Source organism: Grylomicrobium aquisgranense (assembly GCF_033971865.1).
GTDB lineage: Bacteria > Bacillota_I > Bacilli_A > Erysipelotrichales > Erysipelotrichaceae > Bulleidia > Bulleidia massiliensis.
In genome coordinates, this window is record NZ_JALBUR010000026.1 from 1 (window position 1) to 24,029 (window position 24,029).

The window sequence follows — 24,029 nt, forward strand, 5'->3', positions numbered from 1 at the left end:
ATGCTAGCTACTGCTTTCGCTCTGGGTTATTCACCCTCGGCTGGTAGTTCACTTCGCTTGGCGACAAATACCCGCGGCCTGCCTCTATTGCAGGCTAGATGTGTGCCATGCCCGACACACTATGAAATATGCCTGATGGAAAGCCATCAGGCATATTTTTGGTGCAAAAGAAAAATCACCTTGCGGTGATCTGTTACTGGATCTGCATCATGTTTTTCAGCTTGCGGGCAATCGTGCGTGCCTCACTTTCCTCCAGCCACTGAATGCCATTTTCAGCATCCCGCTTAAGAATGATCGCAACCCCGCGGGCAGAAGGGTCCCGGTAATTCAGCACCAGAATCGCATCATCATAGCGGGGAGAAGCTACTTCCGCTGCATTGTAGACAATCCGATACTCACGGCCTAGATCAGGCATTGATAACTCAACCAGTTCTCTTCTGCCATTGTAGCCGTCATCCAGCTGTTCCCGTATGACTTTGTTGGACTCATAGAAGACCGTATCCATGACATAGTCAGATGTATGGGCAACGTCCACTTTGGTCTTGCTGCTGTCTGTATAATATGTCCGCAATACCAGTGTTCCCTTGATGACATACGGCGCATTGGCACCATACAGTGCAACCGTATAGACCATATGGTGGCGGTAATCAAAAGGATAGTAAATCTGTTCTTCAGCCATCGGATACTCCTTTGCATTCAATAATATATGCAAAACTGCGTTTAAGCAAGATGGTGGATTCTGCTACAATAGCCCCGGAAAGTGACTGATCGATATGGAAATTGAGATTCTGCATCTGCTGGATGGGGCTGAAAAAGCCACCGGTACAGCAGTCGTGATTGATGTCTTCCGTGCCTTTTCCCTGGAGGCATATCTGTACCAGCGCGGGGCCGCATTGATCCTGCCGGTACAGACGGTTCAGGAAGCACTGGACCTGAAAAAAGAGCATCCGGAATATCTGCTGGCAGGAGAGCGGCATGGTGCCAAAGTTCAGGGCTTTGATGTCGGCAACTCACCAAGTGCCATCATGCATCTGGATGTCAAAGGCAAAACAGTGATTCATACAACCAGTGCCGGCGTACAGGGACTTCTGGCTGCATCCCATGCGGACGAGGTGATCAGCGGTGCTCTGGTCAATGCCGCTGCCATTGCCCGCTATCTGAAGAAGAAAAATCCTGACTATGTCAGCCTTGTCTGCATGGGCCTGGAGGCTAAGCGGGATACAGAAGAAGATGTTTTGTGTGCGGAATACATCAGAAGTCTTCTGCAGGAAAAACCACTGGCGGACATTGACGAGCGCATTGATGCACTGCGCTATCAGGAAGGAAAGAAATTCTTTGATCCTGCCCAGCAGAATGTCTTTCCGCAGGCAGACTTCGGCCTGTGCACAAAGCGTGACTGCATGAACTTTGTCATTCAGGCACAGCATACACAGAAAGGGATCCAGATGGTGAAGATCGATGCCTAGAATGCCAATGACGGGACGCAAATACTTCTTCTTTGATATTGATGGCACATTGACCAATGATGCGGACCACCGCATTGTGCCAAGTGCCCAAAGAACCCTGCATGAGCTGGAAGACAATGGCCATTTTGTGGCTATTGCGACCGGACGTGCCCATTATAAAGCTGTATCTTTTACCAACAGCATCGACATTCATTCCCTTGTCTGTGCCGGTGGCGGATGTCTTGTCATCAATGACCGCATCATTGCCAATCATACGCTGGATCATGAGATGGCTGTGTCTTTGCTGCATCATGCTGATGCAGCAGGAATGGGATGGCTGGTTATGTATGATGACTCTGACAAGGTCATCATGAAAGATATGAAGTTCCTGGAACAGGCCGGCCTGCGCACTGAGCTGACAACATACATTCTGGATGAAAAGCTGAATCCTGCATCACTGCCGATCTATAAGGTTTATCTTGCCATAACACCCTCACAGGAAAAAGCCAATCCCTGGATTGAACAGGCCGGATGGCTGCGTATGGGACCAGGATATATCGTGTTCCAGTACGATGAGAAAAAGAAGGGTATCCTGGAAATGATGGATGCGCTGCACCATGATCCAAAGGATGTTGTCGTCTTTGGCGATGGCAAGAATGATCTTGTGATGTTTGATCCGCTCTGGTTTTCGATTGCCATGGGAAACGGGGCGGATGCTGTGAAGGAGCGGGCGGATTATGTTACTGCTGCCAATATGGATGACGGTATTGAAAAAGCCTGCCTTCACTTTGGCTGGATCTGCAGAAAATGATTGCAAAGACTGCGTTATTCATGGTAATATCTTGAGCGCGTATGTATATGCGCATCAGCTGTTCCGCTGGCCGCAGTTATTTGACTATGAGCAGATGATCATTCGATAGATGGAGGAGAATATCATGGATCTCAGTTTGGTAAACAAAATCACACAGAATCAGATTCGTACAGATATCCCGGCATTCAAAGTCGGTGATACAGTCAGAGTTGACGTACGTATCAGAGAAGGTCAGAAGACCAGAATTCAGGCATATGAGGGTGTTGTTGTTGATAAGAACAACGGCGGCATCGGTGCTACCTTCACTGTCCGCAAGATGTCCAGCGGCATCGGCGTGCAGAGAACCTTCCCGGTCAACAGCCCGATCATTGACAAGGTAACTGTTGTCCGCAAGGGTAAGGTCAGAAGAGCTAAGCTGACATACCTCAAGGGTCTGTCCGCAAAGAATGCCCGTATCAAGGAAGACCGCTAAGTTTCTTCCTGCTGGTGATTGCCAGACAAACAGCCGTCTCGTCATCGAGATGGCTTTTTTTACGCATTTCTGCGTGATAGAATGAAAACCGTTATGAGTGAAGAAAACAAGAAAAACAACAATGACGAAAAAGAAGAAAAGACATCCTTCGGTGCGGATCTGGCAGGCTTTCTCAAGGATCTTCTGATCTCTGTACTGATCGTGCTGTTCATTGTCAAAGTCATTGCCCGCCCGGTGCAGGTCATCGGCAGCTCCATGTATCCAACCCTGCAGAATGGCGAACTTGGCTTTTCCAATGTGATCGGCACAAAGATGGGCCATATCAAGCGTTTTGATGTTGTCATCATCTACCTGGAAGAAAAGAAGGAATATCTGGTCAAGCGCGTCATCGGCCTGCCTGGCGAGACAGTCAGCTGCAAGGATGGCCAGCTGTATATCAATGGCGAGGCAGTCGATGAGCCGTTTCTCGATCAAGCCTATGTGGCACAATATGGTGATTCCTTCATGAGCGATGTTGAAGAAATAACGCTTGGTGATGATGAATACTACTGCCTTGGCGACAACCGGCCGCACAGTACCGATTCCCGCTATTATGGGCCATTCAAGAAATCGGATATTGTTGCCAAAGGCATCCTAGTATTCTGGCCTTTGAAGAAGATGGGGGTCCATACATGGTAAAGGTACAGTGGTATCCCGGTCACATGGAAAAAGCCAGAAGGCAGATGAATGAACGCCTGAAAGCTGTGGATATGATCATTGAGGTACGGGATGCACGCATTCCCAATGCCTCTGCCAATCCGCTGCTGAAAGAAATGGCACCAAACAAGCCCAGGCTGATCGTCCTTGCCAAAAGCGATATTGCGGATCCCGAAATTACAAAACAATGGCTGCAGGCGTTCCAGAAAGAAAACCAGATGGCCATTGCTTTGGATCTTTCCCATGATGCCCATGCCGGCCGGAAAGTCATTCAGGCATGTAGTACATTGATGCGCCCGATCCATGAAAAGCAGATTGCCAAAGGAATTCGTCCACGGGCTGCCAGAGCCATGGCCGCCGGCATTCCCAATGTAGGCAAAAGCACACTGATCAACCGCATTGCCGGCAAAAACACGGTCGCAGCCGCTGATAAGCCAGGTGTCACCAGATCATTAACCTGGATTCATGCCGATAAAAGCCTCGATCTGCTCGATACACCAGGCGTTCTCTGGCCGAAGTTTGAAGATGACAGAACCGGATCCCTGTTAGCTGCATGCGGTGCTATCAACGAAACAATCCTGGATCTGAAAGCCATTGCCATGGATACCATCCATGCGATTCAGGATCTCTATCCTGGCATTCTGGAAAATGAATTTCATACCGAACATGTCAATCCCAATGGTATGCTCAAAGCCATTGCCAATGAACGGCACCTGCTGCTATGCGAAGGAGAGCCGGACACCAAACGTGCTGCCTCTGTCTTCCTGCATGAATTCCGCCGCGGCAAGTATGGTCCATTGACGCTGGAAAGGCCTTCCTGATGCCAAAGAAAATCTGCCCCAATACATATGAACATGAAGCCTGGGCAGCTGGCAGAAATGTGCTTGGCATGGATGAAGCAGGCAGGGGACCCCTGGCCGGTCCATTGAGCGTAGCCGGTGTCATATTTCCCATTGGCTATGAAAATCCGGAAATTTATGACTCCAAGGCACTAAGCGAAAAGAAGCGTGAAGCGTTATATGACACAATTCTGGAAGATGCACTGTGGGCAATGGTGATCGAAGTCAGGGAAGCGGATATTGACCATTACAACATTTACCGCGCAGATCAGCTTGCCATGGAAGAAATTGCACGGGCAGCCAAAGCAGATGTGATTCTGAGCGATGCGATGCCGCTGCCGGATCTGGATCAGAAAACAATCGACCTGATCAAGGGAGACCAGAAAAGCATCTCCATTGCGGCTGCTTCCATTCTTGCCAAGGTCACAAGAGACAGGATCATGAAGGCATATGATGCCATCTATCCCGGCTATGGCTTTGCCCGCAATAAAGGCTATGGCACCAAAGAACATCTGGCTGCCATTGAAAAGCTTGGCATCACGCCGATTCACAGGCGCAGCTTCGCACCCGTCATGTATCATCAGACAAAGCTGGATCTTTTTTAAGGGATTCAGCTTTTTTTGCGGCCATAAGATGCTGGAGGACACAAACATGAATGATCGAGAAAGACTGGCAGGCTATGCCTGCCGCTTCCAGGGTGACTGGAAGCAGATCCAGCATGCATGGATGCATAACATAGACACAGATGAAACACCATCGGATCCTTTTATCACCATTCTGGACAAAGAATACCCACCTCAGCTGAAGCAGCTGCAGTATGCGCCATGGGTATTGTTCTATGAGGGGGATATCACGCTTCTGCAGAAACGGATGATCACGCTGGTTGGCACAAGAAAGCCCAGTGTGCAGGGAGCCCAGGCTGCCATTGCCATCACGTCCCGGCTGAGCAGACAGTTTGTGATCGTCAGCGGTCTTGCCAAAGGCGTTGACGGCATCTGCCATCGCACTGCACTTGTCCATCAGAAACCAACCATCGGTGTCATTGCCCATGGCCTGGATACGGTATATCCCATGGTGAACCAGGATCTTTATGCAGCAATGAAGCAGCAAGGACTGATCCTGTCAGAATTTCCCAGAGGCACACCAGTGCGCAAATACAGCTTTCCCTGGCGCAACCGTATTCTGGCCGCATTGTCAGAGGCCGTGATTGTCGTACAGGCAAGCGTGCACAGCGGTACGATGCATACAGTAAGGGAAGCACTGCAGCTGGGAAAAGAAATCTGGTGCGTGCCGCATCCTTTTCAGCAGGAGGAAGGATTTGGCTGCAATGCTCTGATTGATGATGGGGCAAGAATCCTGTACGATCTGGATCAGCTGCAGGAGATTGAACAAACAAAACCGGTTGAAAATGCAAAACGTTTCGTGTAAGGTAAGCCTTGTTACAAATTTTATGCGAAATCAAAGGGAAAAATGCAAATGAAGAATTTAGTCATTGTAGAGTCTCCATCAAAATCGAAAACGATTGGAAAATATCTGGGACCGGATTATACGGTCGTCTCCAGCAAAGGACATATCCGCGATCTAGCCATCAAAGGTAAAGATGGCCTTGGCGTAGACATTGACAATGGTTTTACGCCCGTATATGAAATCTCAAAAGACAAAAAAGATGTTGTCAAAGAACTGAAGGATGATGCGTCCAAAGCACAGAATGTCTATCTGGCAACCGACCCGGATCGTGAAGGAGAAGCCATTTCCTGGCATCTTGCTCAGGTGCTGGATCTGCCCGAGGATGCCACGGACCGTGTCACCTTTCATGAAATCACAAAGAATGCAGTCAAGCAGGCATTCTCACAGCCCCGTCAGATTGATATGGATCTTGTCCATTCTCAGGAAACCAGAAGAATTCTGGACCGCATCATTGGTTTCAAGCTTTCCAAACTGCTGAAAAACAAGATCAAGTCCAAGTCTGCCGGCCGTGTACAGTCGGTTGCCTTGAAGCTGATTGTAGAGCGTGAAAAAGAAATCAAGGCATTCAAGCCCCAGGAATACTGGACGCTGGATGCCATCTTCCGCAAGGATGGCACTGAATTTACAGCAGCCCTGAGTAAAATCAACGCAGAAAAGGCACAGCTGCACAATGCAGAAGAAGCTGAAAAAGCATTCCAGGCATGCCAGGGTGAGTTTGAGATCACATCGATCAAGACCTCAGTGCGCTCCCGCCGCCAGCCGCTGCCGTTCATTACATCCACATTGCAGCAGGAAGCTTCCACCAAGCTTGGCTTTGCGGCCAAACGCACCATGTCCATTGCCCAGCGTTTATACGAAGGCATCGATATCGGTTCAGGCCAGGAAGGTCTGATCACCTATATGCGTACCGACAGTACCAGACTTTCGGATCTGTACATCAATGCCGGCCGCAAAAAGATCGAACAGGAATTTGGCAAAGAATATCTTGGCAGCTACCATGCTCACAATGATGCCAATGCCCAGGATGCTCATGAAGCAATCCGTCCGACCAACATCGAAAACACACCTGAGAAGATCAAGCCATATCTGACCAGTGAACAGTACAAGCTGTATCACATGATCTATGCCCGTGCGCTGGCTTCTTTGATGGCACCGGCACGCTTTGATGCGATGACAGTTGTACTGAGCCAGAATGGCCATGACTTTACAGCCAGCGGCTCCAAACTTGCCTTTGACGGCTTCCTGAAGGTCTACAAAGACTATGATGCCAGCAAGGATGTGCTGCTGCCGGTATTGGAACAGGGTGAAAAGATGCCGGCTGCATCCCTGCAGAAAAACCAGCACTTCACCGAACCGCCGGCAAGATACACCGAAGCAAAGCTGATCAAGGCAATGGAAGAGGAAGGTATCGGCCGTCCAAGTACGTATGCCATGATCATTGATACCATCCAGGCAAGAGGCTATGTCACGCTGGAACGTACGTCTCCTAAAAGCAGAACCAGAGTATTCTTCCCGACGGATCAGGGTATTCTGACAACCGAAAAGCTGGATGAATACTTTGCCAGCATCATCAATGTCAAATACACTGCACAGATGGAAACAAAGCTCGATGAAATTGCGGATGGTGAAGCCAGAGAACTGGATACGCTGACGGCATTCTGGCAGAAGTTTGAACCACTGCTGGATGCGGCCTATGAAGGCATGGAGAAGATCCAGCCGGAAAAAACAGGCGAGAAATGTCCGGTATGCGGCGGTGATCTGGTCTACCGGGTCGGCCGCTATGGCAAGTTCATTTCCTGCTCTAATTTCCCGACCTGCCGCTATACCAGACAGATCGAAACAGACAAAGAAAAGCCAGAGCCGATCGGCCGTACCTGCCCGGACTGCGGCGGTCAGCTGGTCAAGCGAAAAAACCGGTATGGTTCCTACTTTATCGGCTGTGCCAACTATCCTAAGTGCCACTACATGGAAAACATGCAGGGAGAGCGCGTGTACTCCAAGGCAGAAAAGGCTGCCATGAAGCAGGGAGATGGCAAAGAAGAAGACAGTACGAAACCTGCAAAGAAGACAACCGTCAGAAAGACGGCGCGCAAAACAACTGCTAAGAAAACATCAGCTAAAAAGACGGCAGTCAGGAAGACCGCTGCCAGAAAGACAGCGGCAAGGAAAACAACAGCCGGAAAGGCATCTTCCCGGACAAAGAAGACAGGTGAAGAGGCATGAAGCAGGCATATGTGATTGGTGCCGGGCTGGCGGGATCTGAGGCTGCCTGGCAGCTGGCAGAGCGTGATATCAAAGTGACATTGTATGAAATGAAACCGGTCAAGCATTCAGCAGCCCATCATGAGGATACCTATGCTGAGCTTGTATGCTCCAATTCATTACGCTCCAATTCATTGACCAATGCTGTTGGCGTACTCAAGGAAGAAATGCGTACAATCGGTTCTTTGATCATGGCAAAAGCTGATGAAAACCAGGTGCCGGCAGGCTCTGCTCTGGCCGTAGACAGAGAACGCTTTTCACAGGCTGTCACCGATGCCATCAACAGCCATCCCAATATCACGGTTGTCCATGAAGAAGTGGATCATATTCCAAACGAGCCATGTGTCATCGCTACCGGACCGCTTTCTTCACAGGCAATGGTAGATGCCATCGGCTCCCTGATCGATCAGAAGTACTGCTATTTCTATGATGCGGCAGCACCGATTGTGACAGCGGATTCCATCGATTACAGCAAGGCTTACTTCAAGAGCCGCTATGACAAAGGCAGCGCCGACTATCTCAACTGCCCAATGACACTGGATGAGTTTAATGCATTCTATGAGGCGGTAATCACTGCGAAAACAGCCGATCTGCACAGCTTTGAAAAAGAAGTCTACTTCGAAGGATGCATGCCTTTTGAGGTGATGGCAAAAAGGGGCAGAGATACATTGCTGTTTGGCCCGATGAAGCCGGTTGGACTGGAGAAGGACGGCGTGCGTCCCTATGCGGTTGTGCAGCTGCGCCGGGACAATGCGGAATCTTCCCTTTACAACATTGTCGGCTTCCAGACCCATCTGACCTGGGGTGAGCAGAAGCGCATTATCCATATGATCCCAGGTCTGGAAAATGCGGAGATTGTACGCTATGGCGTCATGCACCGGAATACCTATATCGATTCACCGGTTATCTTAAACGAAGGCTATCAATACAAAAACCGGAAGGATCTGTTCTTTGCCGGACAGATGACGGGTGTGGAAGGGTACATTGAAAGTGCTGCCTCCGGCATGCTGGCAGGGATCAATCTTGCCCATGTTCTGCATGAGGAACCGCTGGCTCCGGCTGATCGGGATACGATGATCGGTGCCATGTCCTATTATGTCAGCCATGCCGATCCGGCTCACTTTCAGCCGATGAATGCAAACTTCGGCATCATGCATTTAAGCGCCAATGTGAAGAAAAAAGACCGCAAGGCAGCCTATGCTCCGCAGTCTCTTGCATTGATCCGCCAGATGAAGGAATCCCATGTCCTTTGAAGACAGCCTGGATGGCTTTCTGAGCCAGATTTCCCGCAGCCGGACAGGTTCCAAGGACACCCGGGATGCTTATCACCGCGATGTACAGCGTTTTCTTTCCTATCTGGAAGATCAGAACATTACTTCGTTTGAAAATGTGACAAGAAATGATATTGCGGATTATATCACGCAGCTGCGCAGCGGCCATATCGGCGGCCATGTTCTGTCCAATGCCTCTTTTTCCCGCAATCTGTCTTCCCTGAAATCATTCTGGCGGTATCTGAACCAGTATGAACATGTCCAGGCGAATCCTGTACAGGCCTTCCATGGCTCACGCCATACCCGCAAACTGCCGGAATATCTGACCTTTGATCAGATGGAGAGTCTTCTGAACACATTTGACTTATCTACATTGAATGGGGTACGTGACCGCTGCATCCTGGAAACCATGTACGCCTGCGGGCTGCGTGTCTCCGAGTGTGCCGGCATCCGCATCCAGGATGTCAGTCTTTCCGAAAACTATCTGCGGGTGCTGGGTAAGGAAAGCAAGGAGCGCATGGTGCCGTTCTATCCCAGATGCAGCCAGCTGTTAAAAATCTATCTGCAGCAGGTGAGGCCTTTGCTGATGCAGGGCCATCCAGAAAACGGCATCCTGTTTATCAACCGCTTTGGCAAAGGAATCTCATCCCGTTCCATCCAGATCATGGTAGAAAAGGCAGGCGTCAATGCCGGCCTGTATATCCATGTTCATCCCCATATGATCCGCCACAGCTTTGCGACGCATCTGCTTGACAATGGCGCTGATCTGCGGGTCGTACAGGAACTGCTTGGGCATTCTTCTCTGTCGACGACCCAGATCTATACCCATCTGACACAGGACCGCCTGGCAAAGGTGGTGGAGGCGGCCCATCCGCATTCTTTGACAAATGAGGAAAAACAGCAGAAAACGGGCATTTCAGATGATAAAAAGCTTTGAAACAGATGCAGGTTATGATACCATACTTGAGGCATCTGTTTTTTTGATGCAGAAAAGATAGATGTACTTCTCACACAGTGAATTCACCATCCCGTGCATGCAGAGACTGTAAAGCATGCGGGCTGCATGTTGCTGGTGTTCGAAACTGTGGCGGAAAACAACGGAAAGCGAGGTAAAAATTAAAATGACTGTTGTTTCAATGAGGAAAATGCTCGAAAACGGTGTTCATTTTGGACATCAGACACGCAAGTGGAACCCGAAGATGAAGCAGTATATCTATACTGCCAAGAACAATGTTTACATCATTGATCTTGCCAAGACACAGGAACAGCTGGACAAGGCATATGCTGCCCTGAAGAAGATCACGGAAGACGGCGGCAAGGTTCTGTTTGTCGGTACCAAAAAGCAGGCACAGGCTACTGTGCTGGAAGAGGCAATCCGTTCCGGAAGCTTCTATGTCAACCAGAGATGGCTGGGCGGCACTCTGACGAACTTCAGAACGATCCAGAAGTCCATCAAGAAGCTGACTGACATTGAAGAGATGGAAACATCCGGCACCATTGAGCACTATACAAAGAAGGAGCAGGCTCTGCTTCTGAAGCAGAAGGATAAGCTGGAAAACTATCTCGGCGGTATCAAGGAAATGAAGAAGCTGCCGGATGCTCTGTTCATTGTCGATCCTCTGCAGGAGCACAATGCTGTCGAGGAAGCACGCAAGCTGAACATCCCGGTATTTGCACTGATTGATACAAATGCAGACCCGACCAAGGTGACATATCCGATCCCGGCCAATGATGATGCCGTACGTTCCATCAAGCTGATGGTCAGCGTCATCGCTGATGCTATCGTTGAAGCCAAGGGCGGAGTTCTGGAAGTTGCTCATCAGGAAGAAGAGGGTGAAGACATCACCATGAAGGATGTCATCATCAATGTTGAGCAGCAGGCTGCTGAATATGAGCGCAAGAGAAGACAGAGATTTGAAGAGCGCCGTGCCCAGATGGCTGCCGGCAATGGCCGCAATGGCCGCTTCTCCAATGGCAATGGTGAGCGCCGTGTATTCCGCAGAGACAGCCGCAACACAAATGCTGCTGCACCTGCCGCAAAACCTGCAGTAAAGAGTGAGGAAACTGTAAAGGAGGACAAGTAATTCATGGCAGCTGTAACTGTTGCAATGATCAAAGACCTGCGTGAAAGAACAGGCGCAGGCATGATGGACTGCAAGAAGGCTCTGACTGAGTCTGACGGCAATATCGAAAAGGCAATTGACTGGCTCCGTGAAAAGGGCATTGCCAAGGCTGCATCCAAGGAAGGCAGAATTGCTGCTGAAGGTCTTTCCAGAATTCTGGTGAAGGGTAACAAAGCCGCAATCGTTGAAGTCAACTCTGAGACTGACTTCGTTGCCAAGAACGAGAAGTTCCTGCAGCTGCTTGACAAGACACTGAACACTCTGATTGACTCCGATGCCAAGACAGTAGACGAGGCAATGGAGCTCAAGACAGAAGATGGCACACTGAAGGACACTTATGTCGCTGCTGTTGCTACGATCGGTGAGAAGATCACCCTGAGACGCTTTGCCATCCTGAGCAAGCAGGATGATGAAGAGTTTGGTGCTTACATGCACCAGGGCGGCAGAATCTCTGCTTTGACACTGGTCAAGGGTACAGATGATCCGCAGGTAGCCAAGAACATGGCAATGCAGGTTGCTTCCATGAACCCGACATATGTTTCCAGAAACGATATGCCGAAGGAAATCGTTGATCATGAGCGTTCCATTCTGGAAGCTCAGCTCAAGGATGATGAAAAGCTTGCCAACAAGCCTGAAAAGGTCAAGGCTGGCATCATCGAGGGACGTCTGTCCAAGGATCTGCAGGATATGTGCCTGGTAGATCAGATGTTCTTCCTGGATCAGGATGTCAAGTGCGGCCAGTACCTCAAGGAGAACCATGCTGAGGTTGTGACATTTGTCAAATACAAGGTTGGCGAAGGCATCGAGAAGAAGAAGGATGACTTTGCGGCTGAAGTTGCGGCAATGGCCCAGAAGTAAGCATTTATCCAAAAATGACGCAGACATTGTTCTGCGTTTTTTTATGCGCTGCTGCAAGTTTCAACGTATGATAACAGTGAGGTGAAAACATGATTGACACAGTCATATTTGATGTTGGCGGGGTATTGGCCAACTATGAACAGAAAACCTACTTCATGCATCTTGGTTACAGTGAAGAGATGAGTGAGAAACTCAAGAAAGCAACAATGGACCATCCGGCATGGAAGGAGTATGACCGCGGTGTACTGACAGATGAAGAAGTCAGAAACAGATTTAAAAAGGATGCCCCGGAGCTTGCAAAAGAGATTGATGCATCATTGATACATATGCATGGACTTGTTACCCGCCGGGATACTTCCATTCCATGGATCAAATCTCTCAAGAAGAAAAACATCAAAGTGTATATACTCTCCAACTTTGCAAAGACAGCACTTCTTGACTGTGCAGATGCTCTGGACTTCAGGCAGTATTGCGATGATTGTTTCTTTTCTTGTGAGCACAAAGTCATCAAGCCGGATCCGGCCGCATTTCTGACCCTGTTCTACCTGTTCCATATGGCTCCCTGCCATGCTGTATTCATCGACGATACGCTGCCCAATATCATATGCGCCAGGCAGTTTGGCCTGCATGGCATACATTATCAATCCCAGATGCAGGCAGAAGCAGAACTTGAGAAACTGCTGATGATGGAAAATGACTGACACCAAAAAAGTGATCCCTGTTCCGGTACGCATCATGTGCGATGCCGGTACAAAGATCACTCTTCTTTTATCCTCAGATACGCTTCAATACAAAATGCAGCAGGAAGCCTTCTCTGACACCATATTCACTGGATACAAATTCCTGAATGCCGAAGCTTTTGGCAGCTGCTGCCAGCATTCCAAGCCCTGGCACGAGCACTGGGAGACGGTCAGGTGTAACATTTTCCTTTGCGGCTTTCTGCCAAAAGGGATCTTCTTTTTTCAATCCTTCATACAGGGCAAGCAGATCTGCAGTGAAAAACCGTGCCTGGCTGCTGCCAGTGACAGCTTCTACGGTCTTGCGGCATGCTCTTATTGTTCCGCCGACACCGATGGCAGTTGGGCTGTTGAGCATCTGCGGATGGATCGTTCTCATCTTTTCAATTTCTGTTTCTGAAATCTGCGGATCAGGTGCCATTGTTGAAAGACGCACACAGCCAAGCGGAATGGACACTGCATCCAGAATCCGGTCCTTTGCAAAGCTGACAAATTCTGTTGATCCACCGCCAATATCGATCATCAGTCCATCATGAATCGTCCTGTCAAGGCTGGTACCATAAAAGTCGCACATTGCTTCTTCCTCACCTGTTAACAGTCTGACATTTTCCAGGCCTGCTTCTTTGATTGCAGAAAGGAAGGCCTCTTGATTGATCAGATTCCGACCGCATTCCGTTACGTCCCCATAGATCTCACTGACATGCATATCCTGACACTTTTCAAGATATCCTCTGATGATGTTCTGTGCTTTCTGCAGACCTTCATCACTCATTTTATGATCATGAATGCATGCGACAAGATGCGCCGCGATAGACTGATAATACAGCTGATGAAGGACGGTATCATCCATCTGATAGATGACAAGTACGATGGTATTGGAGCCAATATCAATAATGGCGGTTGTATGCATACGGATTCCTCCCGGGTGACATTATACTGACAGGCTCATGAAAATGCAGAAGAAATCCGTGCTGTCATGCTATAATAAATGCCAGAAAGAACAATCAGGAGGAATATCATGTATAAACGTGTCTTACTGAAACTGAGCGGAGAAGCATTGTCCGGGACACAGGGTTCTCCTTTTAATGCAGCAGTACTGGATGATCTTGCGGACGAAATCGGACAGGTTCAAAAAGCAGGCATTCAGGTTGCCATTGTTGTAGGCGGGGGAAATTTCATCCGCGGCAAGATGGCTGTGGAGCTTGGGATGGAGCGCACACAGGGAGACCACATGGGCATGCTGGCAACAATCATCAATGCTCTGGCGATTCAGTCCACACTGGAAAAGCATGGCATTGATACCCGCGTACAGACATCCATCAGTATGCCGGAAGTTGCTGAGCCATTTATTGAAAGAAGAGCAGTAAGACATCTGGAAAAGGGCAGGGTCGTCATCTTTGGCGGCGGCACCGGCCTGCCGTATTTCTCTACCGATACAACGGCAGCACTGCGGGCATCTGAGATCAAGGCAGATGTGATTCTGATGGCAAAAAATGGTGTAGACGGCGTCTATTCGGCAGATCCTAAGAAAGATCCCAATGCCGTGCGGTTTGACACACTGACATATATGGATCTGCTGGAAAAAGGACTGCAGGTCATGGATGCTACAGCTACATCGCTGTGCATGGACAATCAGATGGAGATCATGGTCTTCAACATGAACCAGAAGGGCAACATTGTCAAAGCATGCATGGGTGAAGATATTGGAACAATTATAAAAGGAGAAAAATAACTATGTCGTACCCGATTATTGAAAGCAGCAGTGAAAAGATGGATAAGGTGATTGAGCACCTGCATGCAGAGCTCAATCAGATCCGTACCGGCATGGCCAATGCCAAGATGCTGGACAGAGTGGAAGTGGAATACTATGGCACACCGACTCCGCTCAACCAGATTGCCGGTATTTCCGTGCAGGAAGGCAGAACGCTCGTCATCAAGCCGTATGATCCTTCTTCCCTGAAAGATATCGAAAAGGCCTGCAACCAGGCAAACCTCGGTATTGCCCCGCGCAATGACGGCACCGTGATTCGTCTGACTGTACCGGAACTGACTGGCGAAACCCGTAAGGAAATGACCAAGAAGGTTTCCAAGGTTGCAGAGGAATGCAAGGTGCAGATCCGCAACATCCGCCGTGATGCAAATGATGCTGTCAAGAAGGACAAGACACTGGATGAGGATATGCAGAAGGATGCAAAGGAAGAAATCCAGAAGCTGACTGACAAGTATATCAAAAAGATTGAAGATACAGCTGACAAGAAGTCTGCTGAAGTTCTCAAGGTTTAATGACAGAAACGCAGAAACGCATGGCAGAAAGTTCATGCGTTTTTTTGCCGTTAAAGTTGAACAAGACTATAATGAAGACAGAACCCATCTGGGATGAAAAGGAGAACGAATATGGATAAGTATCAGTGCCCGTGCGGATATGTGTATGATCCGGAAGTTGGTGATCCAACGCAGGGAATCAAGCCTGGCACAAAGTTTGAGGATCTGCCGGAAGACTGGGTCTGCCCGGTATGTGCATTGCCGAAGTCTGCTTTTACCAAGGTTGAGTAGACACAAGAGAGGATGCTGTCTATGGCATTCCTCTTTTTTTATGGGCATGCATGGTATAATACGTACCGAGGTGGAGTATGAAAGAATGCAAACACGTCGCCATCATTATGGATGGCAATGGGCGCTGGGCCAAGGCCAAAGGCCTGCCGCGCACTGCCGGCCATAAAGTTGGTGCAGATAATGTCAGAACCATTGCGATTGCGGCAGACAAACTTGGTGTGAAATATCTGACTCTCTATGCGTTTTCAACCGAAAACTGGAAACGCTCCAAGGATGAAGTCAGCTATCTGATGAAGCTGCCTGCATACTTGTTCAAAATGTATATGCAGGAATTCCTGCAGAGAGGCTTCAGAATCAGGCTGATCGGTGATCTGTCTGCACTTCCTGAAGCAACCCGCCAGGTCCTGCTGGATGCGGCAGATGAGTCCAAGGACAACACCGGCCTCAATCTGGTCATTGCCATCAACTATGGCTCCCATGATGAGATTGTCCATGCGGCAGTTTCCTATGCAAAGGATGTCAAGGAAGGAAAGGCAGATCTGAACCTGACACCGGAAAAGTTTGAACAGTACCTGTATACAAAGGATTTCCCTCCGGTTGATCTGCTGATCAGAACAAGCGGTGAGCAGCGTATTTCCAACTATCTGCTTTGGCAGATTGCCTATGCCGAACTGGAATTTGTACCGGAATCCTGGCCTGAATTTACCCCTGATGTATTAAAGCGCTGTCTGGAAGAATATTCCCACCGTGACCGGCGCTTTGGCGGTGTCAAAGATGAGTAAGAGCATGATGATCAAGATTGCTACAGCAATTGTATTGATTGCTGTGGCGGTCCCGCCGCTGGTATTAGGCGGTATTCCGCTGAAGATCCTGTGTGCTGTCATTGCCGTACTGGCCGGCTGTGAAATTGCCAGCCTCAACAAGGAAAAGAACAAGTGGCTGACTGCAATTCTGAACATTGCAGCAATCTTTGCCATGGTCGTTGCACCGGTGGATCAGTTTGTCATGGTCTGTGCCTTCTATGTCACAGTCCTGTTTGCCATTGTCATGTTTGATGAAACCACGACAGCAGAATATGCAGCCTATTCCTTTCTGATTTCCTGCCTTGTCGGCATGGCACTGCTTGGCTTGAACAATCTGTATACATTCCACAACGGGTTTCTATTGACATTGTACGTTGCCATTGCCTGCTATGGCTGTGATACCGGTGCCTATTTCTTTGGTGTTTTCCGCGGCAAACACAAGATGATTCCGCGCGTCTCTCCTCATAAGACATGGGAGGGCAGTATCGGCGGCTATTGCACTGGTGCACTGCTGTCCATGCTGTGGGGATTCTGCCTGTGCCGCGATATGATGCCAGCCGGCATGATCATCGCCGGGTCACTGACACTGCCACTGCTGGCCCAGCTTGGTGATCTTTCTTTCTCCAGCATCAAGAGACACTTCGGCATCAAAGACTTCGGCAGTATCTTTCCGGGACATGGCGGTATTCTTGACCGCATTGACAGTATGATCTTCTGCCTGCTGTTCTTCCATGCACTGCTCGTGCTGGGAGGCCTGCTATGACACGCAAACGGCTCGTCTTGTTAGGGGCATCCGGTTCTATCGGCACCCAGACAATCGATATCGTCCTGCAGCATCCTGATCTTTTTGAAATCAAGGCTCTCAGTGTCGGCCACAACATTGACTGCCTGCGCAAAATACTTGCAAAAGTAAAAGCAGATCAGGTGTGTGTCATGGAAAAACAGGATGCACAGCAGCTTTCTGCAGACTATCCGCACATTCACTTTGTCTATGGCGATGAAGGATTGCTGACACTGGCAGAAAGAGATGATTATGATGTGCTGGTCAATGCACTGGTTGGCTTTGTGGGGTTTGCACCGACACTGGCTGCGATTCAGACAAAGCACAACATTGCTCTGGCCAACAAGGAGACACTTGTGGTAGGCGGTGAGCTGATCAAGCGGGCCCTGCATCAATATGGTGTCAGCCTGTATCCGATTGATTCTGAACACAGTGCGATCTTCCAGTGCCTGCAGGGAAACAGAAGGCAGGATGTCAAGCGGCTGTGGATTACCTGTTCCGGCGGTGCATTCCGCAATAAGAGCAGAGACGAACTGCAGAATGTAACTGTGGAAGATGCCCTGGCCCATCCCAACTGGTCCATGGGTGCCAAGATCACGGTTGACTGTGCCAATCTGATGAACAAGGGCTTTGAAGTCACCGAAGCACACTGGCTGTTTGATATGCCGTATGATGATATCAAGGTGCTGATGCATCCACAATCCATTGTGCATTCCATGGTGGAATACGTTGACCATTCCATTATTGCCCAGCTTGGTGCTGCCGATATGCGCCTGCCGATTCAGTATGCCTTGACCTGGCCTGAGCGCTATGACTTCCATGAGGAACATCCGCTGGATCTGGCCATGGCACCGGATCTGCATTTTGAAAATCCAGATACAGAGCGCTTTCCATTGCTTGCTTTAGCCTATGAAGCAGGAAAGAAGGGCGGCAACCTGGATGCGATCATGAATGCGGCCAATGAAGCGGCCAATCTGGCCTTCCGCCAGCACAAGATTCCGTTCCTGATGATTGAGGAGATTGTCATATCAGCTGTGCATGAAGCACCGTACAAACAGGTCAATGATGTACAAGACCTGCTGGATGCGGATGCCTGGGGGCGTCAATATGCACAGTCCAAAATAGAGGAGTATTTGAATTAATGGTAATTACACTCATCCTGTTTTTTCTGCTGCTGTCTGTCATTATTACGATTCATGAAGCCGGCCACCTGTTTGCAGCGAAAAAGTTCGGTGTCTACTGCTATGAATTTTCTTTTGGCATGGGCCCGGTGATCTTCAAGCGCAAAAAAGGAGAAACCCAGTATTCCATCCGTGCACTGCCAATCGGCGGTTTTGTCGCCATGGCAGGAGAACAGGATGGCGATGAAGCCTATCCGGATGTACATGTGCCGGAAGGCAGAAGGCTGACGGAACAGAAGTGGTGGAAGAAAGTCATCATCATGCTGGCAGGTGTCTTCATGAACTTCGTGCTGGCATATGCGATCTTTGTCGGCATTGCTCTGGCAGCCGGCGGTGTGCAGATGTCACCGGAGCCAGTTGTCGGCTCGGTTGTGGCAAGCAGTCCGGCAGAGCAGGCTGGCTTTGAAGCAGGAGACAGGATCATCAAGATTACAGCCGAAGACGGCTCTTCAGTAAAGCCAAAGACTTTCCTGGACATGCAGTCCTTCAATACGGAAGGACAGGCATGTGTCTATACAGTCGAAAGAGATGGACAGACGCTTGAATTGACTGTAACACCTGCATACGATGAAGATTCCGGTGCTTACCTGATCGGCATCACATCAGTAGAAGGTAAATACGTCAAGGTAACCCCAGCGAACTGTCTGTATTTTGGCGGCTATTACATGGTGACGATGACAAGACTGATGTTCCAGGCAATTGGAACCATCTTCCATGGTTCTGGCCTGAAGCAGTTATCTGGACCGGTTGGCATTTATAAGGCAACCGGACAGGCCGCATCCATGGGTTTTGGCAGCTACATGCTGCTGATTGCAGAACTGAGCCTGAATGTCGGCATCTTCAATCTGCTGCCATTGCCGGTACTGGATGGCGGACAGGTTGTGATCACGCTTGGCGAAGCCATCTGCCGCCACAAGCTCAACGAGAAAGTCAAGACAGGTCTGATGCTTGGCTGCTGGGCACTGCTGATTGTGCTGATGGTATTTGTCACATGGAAGGATATTGCCAGCCTGTTTGCATAAAATAATCTTGAGTATTTGAAAACATGGTGCACAAAGCCATGTTTTTTCATTTATAATATTCGGGAAGACAAATCTTCTGCTTTTTTCGTATTACGAAAGATAACAGCTGTCATCTCAGCTGCACATGCAGATTCGACGTAAACTTCTCTGGCATCTGGTTCAACATTGGAACAACGGCCAGATCACATCTGTTTCATCCGGAAGGGATGATGCTGCAGATGCGGTACGTACTTTACCCTGAACAAGTAAGTTGACCGCAGGATGCAGATCACATCATGCCATCTGCTGGAACAGTGTGCGCCTGCAGGATTGCACATAAGCGGAGTCGTCAGTCCGCCGACATTGGTGTATAAGCTGCAGACAGGGGAAAGCCGTGCTCCCATGATGATCAAATGCACGATGGCTTCTGACAGCATGAAATGAGAAGGCATAACATTGGTGCCTGGTCATATTCTCTCTGCAAAAGCCATGATACGCTGACGAATCCAAAGCAAGTACACACGTGATTTCTGAACCTGTATATTTCCACAGAAACACATTCCTGTTTTAAGCATCACAAATTTCCTGCGGTGGCATCTCTGCCTGAAGCAAGAAGAGGGAAGGAATCACATGAAAATAATCAGACAATTTATTCTTGTGCTGGCTCTTGCCGGCAGTACTCTGCCTCTTGGCAGCAAAGTCTTTATCAAAGCAAATGCAGACAACAGCAATGACTATTCCATACACCAGGGCTGTGTCTTTGATGTGGACGTCGTCAATGACAATGGCGGATTCGATCACAAAGGCTGCTACAGTGATTTTAATTCTGCCAAAAATGCAATGAATTCACTTGGTCAGGATGCTGTCATCAGAAACTCTGCGAGCAAATCTCCAACCAAGATCATTGCCATGATGTCTGGCATGGTCATTACAAACCCATACCGTGACAATGGCAGAGAGCTTTCTTATTACTATATGAACCAGGATTTCTCTGGTTCCAGCACATATTCCCGTCAGTATGCCCAGGCACAGTATCATGATACTGCCTGGTATGACACTTCCAATGGCGGCGGTGCTGTTTCCATGACGATGAATGGCTTTGACGGCTACGTCAAGATGGCAGAATGCGATCTTGTGCCGATCAAGTACTACACCAAGCACCTTGCCATTCAGCTTGGCGGCAATAATCCGGAGGATCCGGTCTATACACTGTATCCAGAGATGGATCATTACACCGTTTCCACAGGTTCCTATGGAAACAAGGAAATGTCTTTCTACTCGTACTGGGGCTGGTCCAACTCAGCTGCCAGAAGCGCACAGACCTATGCCTATCCTGACAGAACCGGCGTTGTTCTGCCGGCAGCGGACTGGATGAGTGAAGGTACGACTTATTACAGTGCCAACGGCTATGATTTCTATACAGATCAGGCTATGACACTGTATGCTGGCACATATTACAACTACTATCAGTTTTTACCATTACGTACAAAGTCCAATCTGACAGCAGATGATCTGCAGAACTTCCTGAATCAGAGTGGCTATGCCGGTAATTCTGTTATGAGCGGCAATGCGCAGGCTTTCATTGATGCCCAGAATAACTATGGTGTCAATGCGCTGATTGTCTATGCCATGGCACTGCATGAATCAGGTTATGGTACCAGCAATCTGGCCAGAACAAGAGCAAACCTGTTTGGCTGGAATGCGGTTGACTCCGATCCAAACCAGGCAGCTTCCTACAGCGGCATCTATACTGCTGTGGCTACGCAGATGGGCAAGAACCTGAATGGCTATCTGGACGTGGATGATGGCAGACACTTTGGCATGGCCGTTGGCAACAAGGGCAATGGCTTCAATGTCTGCTATGCTTCGGATCAGTTCTGGGGCATCAATATCGCATCACTTGCCTACCAGATTGACAGAGCATCCGGCTTCAAGGATCTCAACAAGATTACACTCGGTGTTGTTAACTCCGATTCTAGTGTCTACTTCACGAAGAATGCCTATGATGATACCAAGTGGTATGACATCAAGAATGCCGGCGGCACATACGGCGGTTATTTCCCGAAGGCATACCTTGTACCGGTACTTGGAGAAGCAAACAACTATTATGAGACACAGACTTCGGATCATCTGACCAATGGCAGACTGACAAGAGCTTCCAGCTCCAACATGCAGACATATGATTTCAACAACAATGTGGCATACATCAGGAAGGATTGGCTCCAGTTGTTAAGCAATGGTTCACCAGCCAGCAATGGCAATGTGAATCCAACACCTGCTCCAACACCAACGCCGTCTACAGAACCTACGGCGGAGCCTACAACCGAACCAACTGCGGAACCTACAACAGAGCCAACCACATCACCGGATGATGGACTGAAAGATAAGGCCAACGCAAGTTATAAACTTTATCGTGGCGTAACAAATACATCTTTCAACGAGGATACTAACGTTGTTACCATTGATGGCATTGGATACTTCTCTGGAGCTGTTGCAAGAACAGGCGATGTGAAAGATGAAATTTATTTGGTAAACATCGAAACTGGAGAAAAAACAGTAATTTCTGCAGAAAGTACAGAAGATTCTGATATGAAATCTTTCTTTGCAGGTTATCAGGCAACTGGCTTTAAAGCGCAAATTGATCTTGATGATATCAACCCGGGTAACTATTATCTGGAGCTCCATGTTGTCAATGGTTCGCATGATGAATCAGCAAAGCTGTACTTCCAAGAATTCTTTGATTCTTATCAGACAAAAGGTGATGATGGATATACAACAACCTTTTATGCATCTCAGGTAAATTTCTATCGTCTAGAGATTTCAAAAGAAATACAGAAGGTTGATACAAGTAACCTGAAGAAGTCCAGTAACATTACGCCTCTGTTTGGCATGGGGAGTGTCTCCCTTAAAGATGGTCATCTGAATATTAAAGATGGTTTTGCCGTATTGAGAAATGCATCAATGACAGCAGACGATAATGTTAGCTACAAGATGTACTTGGAAGATGAAGATGGTAAAGTCACTTCTTATCCAGTAACTGCTAAGAAGAGTACTATTGATTTTAGTAAAGTTCTAAAGTCAAACTATACACAAAATTATGCATCCTTTGATGCTGATCTGGATCTGAGCTCACTGGAAAAAGGTACTTATCGTATATATTTATCAGTTTCTACAAATGACTATAACGATACCTTTGAAATTTTTTACTCCGGTGATGATAAGTATAGTGAAACCTCTTATGGCAGAACCTATACACTGCAGTCAACCAATGTCAGAGCCAGATATATTCTGACCATAGAGTGAGGGAAAACAAGTTATGTCTTTGAAATTAAAATTAGGATTTAAGATAGCTCTGGCAGCGGTGCTGACAGCAGGAGCGGGCACAGGTGCATATGCTGTTTATACAGTTAATGCGTCTGATTCGATTGATGTACCGGATTTCAGCGGAAAGGCACAGCGCATTGTTGAAATCTGGGCTAAGAAGAATAACCTGGAAGATCAGGTGAAGTTTGAACAGGAGTACAGTGATGATGTCCTGAGTGATTGTGTAATCAGTCAGTCAGCCCGCAAAGTATCATCGGATGGCATTCTGACCTTTACCATTTCCCAGGGACCAGATCCGGATAAGGAAGTCGAACTTCCTGATTTCTCTGGCAAGAAGAAGGATGAAATCGAGGCATGGTTTGCGGATAACTACTTCTCCAATGTCACCTATACGTATACCAATGTGACGGACCAGGATCTTGAAGATGACATGTTTGTCAGTATGGATCCAACTGCTGGCACCAAAGCAAAGCGCTCTGATGCCATTACCGTTACACTTGCCACAACTGAAATTGTGGCACCGGATTTCTCATCCATGAGTAAGGACGATATCCAGAAATGGGGTGATGAAAACGGTGTAACGATCAGTTTTACAGAAAAAGAAAGCCAGATTCTCAGTGATGGCGATATCATGGAAATCTCTGCCAAAGCAGGAGATAAACTGAAGAAGGGTGACACTATTACGGTTACCATTGCCAAGCATACAGACAGCACAGACACTGAAAAGAGTCAGGAAGAAATCAATCGGCAGACAACAGATACCAATGCCACTGGACCTACGCGTGATTCCCAAAATGCTGGCAATTCCTCTGAATCTGGCAGCCAGACAAATGGTGAATCTACTGATTCTGGCCAGAATGGTAATACCAATACAAATACGACACCATCAGATAATACTAATACAAATAATGATTCAAATAACAACAGTACATCGAATTCTGCTACACCCGATCAGCTTTCTTCATTTGTCATCAGCATTTGTGCAAATCCTGATGTAGATATTCCATCTGCGCTTGCAGAGAACTATCCAGGTGCATCATTTCAATATTCTTATGTATCTGGCGATAGTACGGGAATAGCTTCCTATTACAAGAATTCCAACGGAGTTGGAATCGTAGTCATAAAACAAAAACAGTAAATGATGTTTTATAAGACAGCCTTCGGGCTGTTTTGTTTTTACAAATTGTCATGTAAATTTACAAGATTGTTTTGATGAGATGAAAACGTGTTATAATCCCAACTTTGACAGTTTGAAGTAATGAAAGTGCTAGAAATTCTGATGAATATTGGATTTTTCAGCACTTTTTGCGTTTTGATTTTTGTAGTATGTAGGGGCCTATCCGGACGTCTTTTTGAATTTTTTTCTGAGGAAACCGGCCTTGTATCTCTTCTTGTCTAATCCTGC

24 protein-coding genes are annotated in these 24,029 nt (G+C 48.1%); 22 read left to right on the forward strand and 2 right to left on the reverse strand.

What is annotated here, in order from left to right; genetic code table 11:
- Positions 1–193 precede the first annotated feature (193 nt).
- Positions 194–679: a hypothetical protein gene (locus MOZ60_RS08880; RefSeq protein WP_370596410.1), complete on the reverse strand. Its 486-nt coding sequence runs from the start codon at positions 677–679 to the stop codon at positions 194–196.
- Between the two features lie 94 nt (positions 680–773).
- On the opposite strand from MOZ60_RS08880, the gene MOZ60_RS08885 reads away from it, so the two are divergent.
- The 13 genes from MOZ60_RS08885 (at position 774) to MOZ60_RS08945 (ending at position 12,945) form a co-directional block, all read left to right on the forward strand.
- Complete coding sequence (locus MOZ60_RS08885; protein WP_370596411.1) at positions 774–1,466, forward strand: 2-phosphosulfolactate phosphatase; 693 nt, start codon at positions 774–776, stop codon at positions 1,464–1,466.
- A complete protein-coding gene (locus tag MOZ60_RS08890; RefSeq protein WP_370596412.1) occupies positions 1,459–2,256 on the forward strand; it encodes an HAD-IIB family hydrolase in 798 nt (265 codons plus the stop codon). Before MOZ60_RS08885 ends, MOZ60_RS08890 begins: the two co-directional genes overlap by 8 nt.
- Positions 2,257–2,380: 124 nt before the next feature.
- Positions 2,381–2,728, forward strand: a complete 348-nt coding sequence (gene rplS / locus MOZ60_RS08895; protein WP_108775928.1) for a 50S ribosomal protein L19 — start codon at positions 2,381–2,383, stop codon at positions 2,726–2,728.
- Between the two features lie 93 nt (positions 2,729–2,821).
- Positions 2,822–3,406 (forward strand): signal peptidase I, encoded by a 585-nt coding sequence (lepB, locus tag MOZ60_RS08900; RefSeq protein WP_370596413.1) that lies wholly within the window; start codon positions 2,822–2,824, stop codon positions 3,404–3,406.
- Positions 3,400–4,245 carry a ribosome biogenesis GTPase YlqF gene (ylqF, locus tag MOZ60_RS08905; protein WP_370596414.1) on the forward strand — a complete coding sequence of 282 codons (846 nt, stop codon included), beginning with the start codon at positions 3,400–3,402 and terminating at the stop codon, positions 4,243–4,245. Before lepB ends, ylqF begins: the two co-directional genes overlap by 7 nt.
- Positions 4,245–4,868, forward strand: coding sequence for a ribonuclease HII (gene rnhB, locus MOZ60_RS08910; RefSeq protein WP_108775893.1), 624 nt, complete (start codon positions 4,245–4,247; stop codon positions 4,866–4,868). The genes ylqF and rnhB overlap by 1 nt, the downstream gene beginning before the upstream one ends.
- A gap of 46 nt (positions 4,869–4,914) precedes the next feature.
- Positions 4,915–5,691 (forward strand): DNA-processing protein DprA, encoded by a 777-nt coding sequence (gene dprA, locus MOZ60_RS08915; protein ID WP_370596415.1) that lies wholly within the window; start codon positions 4,915–4,917, stop codon positions 5,689–5,691.
- 48 nt (positions 5,692–5,739) lie between these two features.
- Positions 5,740–7,953, forward strand: a complete 2,214-nt coding sequence (gene topA / locus MOZ60_RS08920) for a type I DNA topoisomerase (protein ID WP_370596416.1) — start codon at positions 5,740–5,742, stop codon at positions 7,951–7,953.
- A complete protein-coding gene (trmFO, locus tag MOZ60_RS08925; RefSeq protein ID WP_370596417.1) occupies positions 7,950–9,245 on the forward strand; it encodes a methylenetetrahydrofolate--tRNA-(uracil(54)-C(5))-methyltransferase (FADH(2)-oxidizing) TrmFO in 1,296 nt (431 codons plus the stop codon). Before topA ends, trmFO begins: the two co-directional genes overlap by 4 nt.
- Positions 9,235–10,200, forward strand: coding sequence for a tyrosine recombinase XerC (locus MOZ60_RS08930; protein ID WP_370596418.1), 966 nt, complete (start codon positions 9,235–9,237; stop codon positions 10,198–10,200). Before trmFO ends, MOZ60_RS08930 begins: the two co-directional genes overlap by 11 nt.
- A gap of 184 nt (positions 10,201–10,384) precedes the next feature.
- On the forward strand, positions 10,385–11,347 hold the full coding sequence (rpsB, locus tag MOZ60_RS08935) for a 30S ribosomal protein S2 (protein ID WP_108775888.1): 963 nt from the start codon (positions 10,385–10,387) through the stop codon (positions 11,345–11,347).
- A 3-nt stretch (positions 11,348–11,350) separates the two neighbouring features.
- Positions 11,351–12,244 carry a translation elongation factor Ts gene (gene tsf / locus MOZ60_RS08940; protein ID WP_370596419.1) on the forward strand — a complete coding sequence of 298 codons (894 nt, stop codon included), beginning with the start codon at positions 11,351–11,353 and terminating at the stop codon, positions 12,242–12,244.
- Positions 12,245–12,333: 89 nt separating this feature from the next.
- Positions 12,334–12,945: an HAD-IA family hydrolase gene (locus MOZ60_RS08945; protein WP_370596420.1), complete on the forward strand. Its 612-nt coding sequence runs from the start codon at positions 12,334–12,336 to the stop codon at positions 12,943–12,945.
- A 73-nt stretch (positions 12,946–13,018) separates the two neighbouring features.
- Here the strand turns inward: MOZ60_RS08945 and MOZ60_RS08950 are convergent, their stop codons facing one another.
- Complete coding sequence (locus MOZ60_RS08950; protein ID WP_370596421.1) at positions 13,019–13,891, reverse strand: Ppx/GppA phosphatase family protein; 873 nt, start codon at positions 13,889–13,891, stop codon at positions 13,019–13,021.
- Positions 13,892–13,999: 108 nt separating this feature from the next.
- Here MOZ60_RS08950 and pyrH point away from each other — a divergent pair, with 108 nt between their 5' ends.
- The 9 genes from pyrH (at position 14,000) to MOZ60_RS08995 (ending at position 23,762) form a co-directional block, all read left to right on the forward strand.
- On the forward strand, positions 14,000–14,713 hold the full coding sequence (gene pyrH, locus MOZ60_RS08955) for a UMP kinase (RefSeq protein ID WP_108775884.1): 714 nt from the start codon (positions 14,000–14,002) through the stop codon (positions 14,711–14,713).
- A 2-nt stretch (positions 14,714–14,715) separates the two neighbouring features.
- Positions 14,716–15,264, forward strand: coding sequence for a ribosome recycling factor (gene frr, locus MOZ60_RS08960; RefSeq protein WP_108775883.1), 549 nt, complete (start codon positions 14,716–14,718; stop codon positions 15,262–15,264).
- A gap of 111 nt (positions 15,265–15,375) precedes the next feature.
- Positions 15,376–15,534, forward strand: a complete 159-nt coding sequence (locus MOZ60_RS08965) for a rubredoxin (RefSeq protein WP_108775882.1) — start codon at positions 15,376–15,378, stop codon at positions 15,532–15,534.
- A gap of 77 nt (positions 15,535–15,611) precedes the next feature.
- Entirely contained in the window at positions 15,612–16,316 is a 705-nt protein-coding gene (gene uppS / locus MOZ60_RS08970) for a polyprenyl diphosphate synthase (RefSeq protein ID WP_370596422.1), read from the forward strand.
- Positions 16,309–17,100: a phosphatidate cytidylyltransferase gene (locus tag MOZ60_RS08975; RefSeq protein ID WP_108775880.1), complete on the forward strand. Its 792-nt coding sequence runs from the start codon at positions 16,309–16,311 to the stop codon at positions 17,098–17,100. Before uppS ends, MOZ60_RS08975 begins: the two co-directional genes overlap by 8 nt.
- Positions 17,097–18,260: a 1-deoxy-D-xylulose-5-phosphate reductoisomerase gene (locus tag MOZ60_RS08980; protein WP_370596423.1), complete on the forward strand. Its 1,164-nt coding sequence runs from the start codon at positions 17,097–17,099 to the stop codon at positions 18,258–18,260. The genes MOZ60_RS08975 and MOZ60_RS08980 overlap by 4 nt, the downstream gene beginning before the upstream one ends.
- Positions 18,260–19,321 (forward strand): RIP metalloprotease RseP, encoded by a 1,062-nt coding sequence (gene rseP, locus MOZ60_RS08985; RefSeq protein ID WP_370596424.1) that lies wholly within the window; start codon positions 18,260–18,262, stop codon positions 19,319–19,321. The genes MOZ60_RS08980 and rseP overlap by 1 nt, the downstream gene beginning before the upstream one ends.
- Positions 19,322–19,930: 609 nt before the next feature.
- On the forward strand, positions 19,931–22,603 hold the full coding sequence (locus MOZ60_RS08990; protein WP_370596425.1) for an N-acetylglucosaminidase: 2,673 nt from the start codon (positions 19,931–19,933) through the stop codon (positions 22,601–22,603).
- A gap of 13 nt (positions 22,604–22,616) precedes the next feature.
- Positions 22,617–23,762, forward strand: coding sequence for a PASTA domain-containing protein (locus tag MOZ60_RS08995; RefSeq protein WP_370596426.1), 1,146 nt, complete (start codon positions 22,617–22,619; stop codon positions 23,760–23,762).
- The last annotated feature ends 267 nt before the right edge of the window (positions 23,763–24,029 follow it).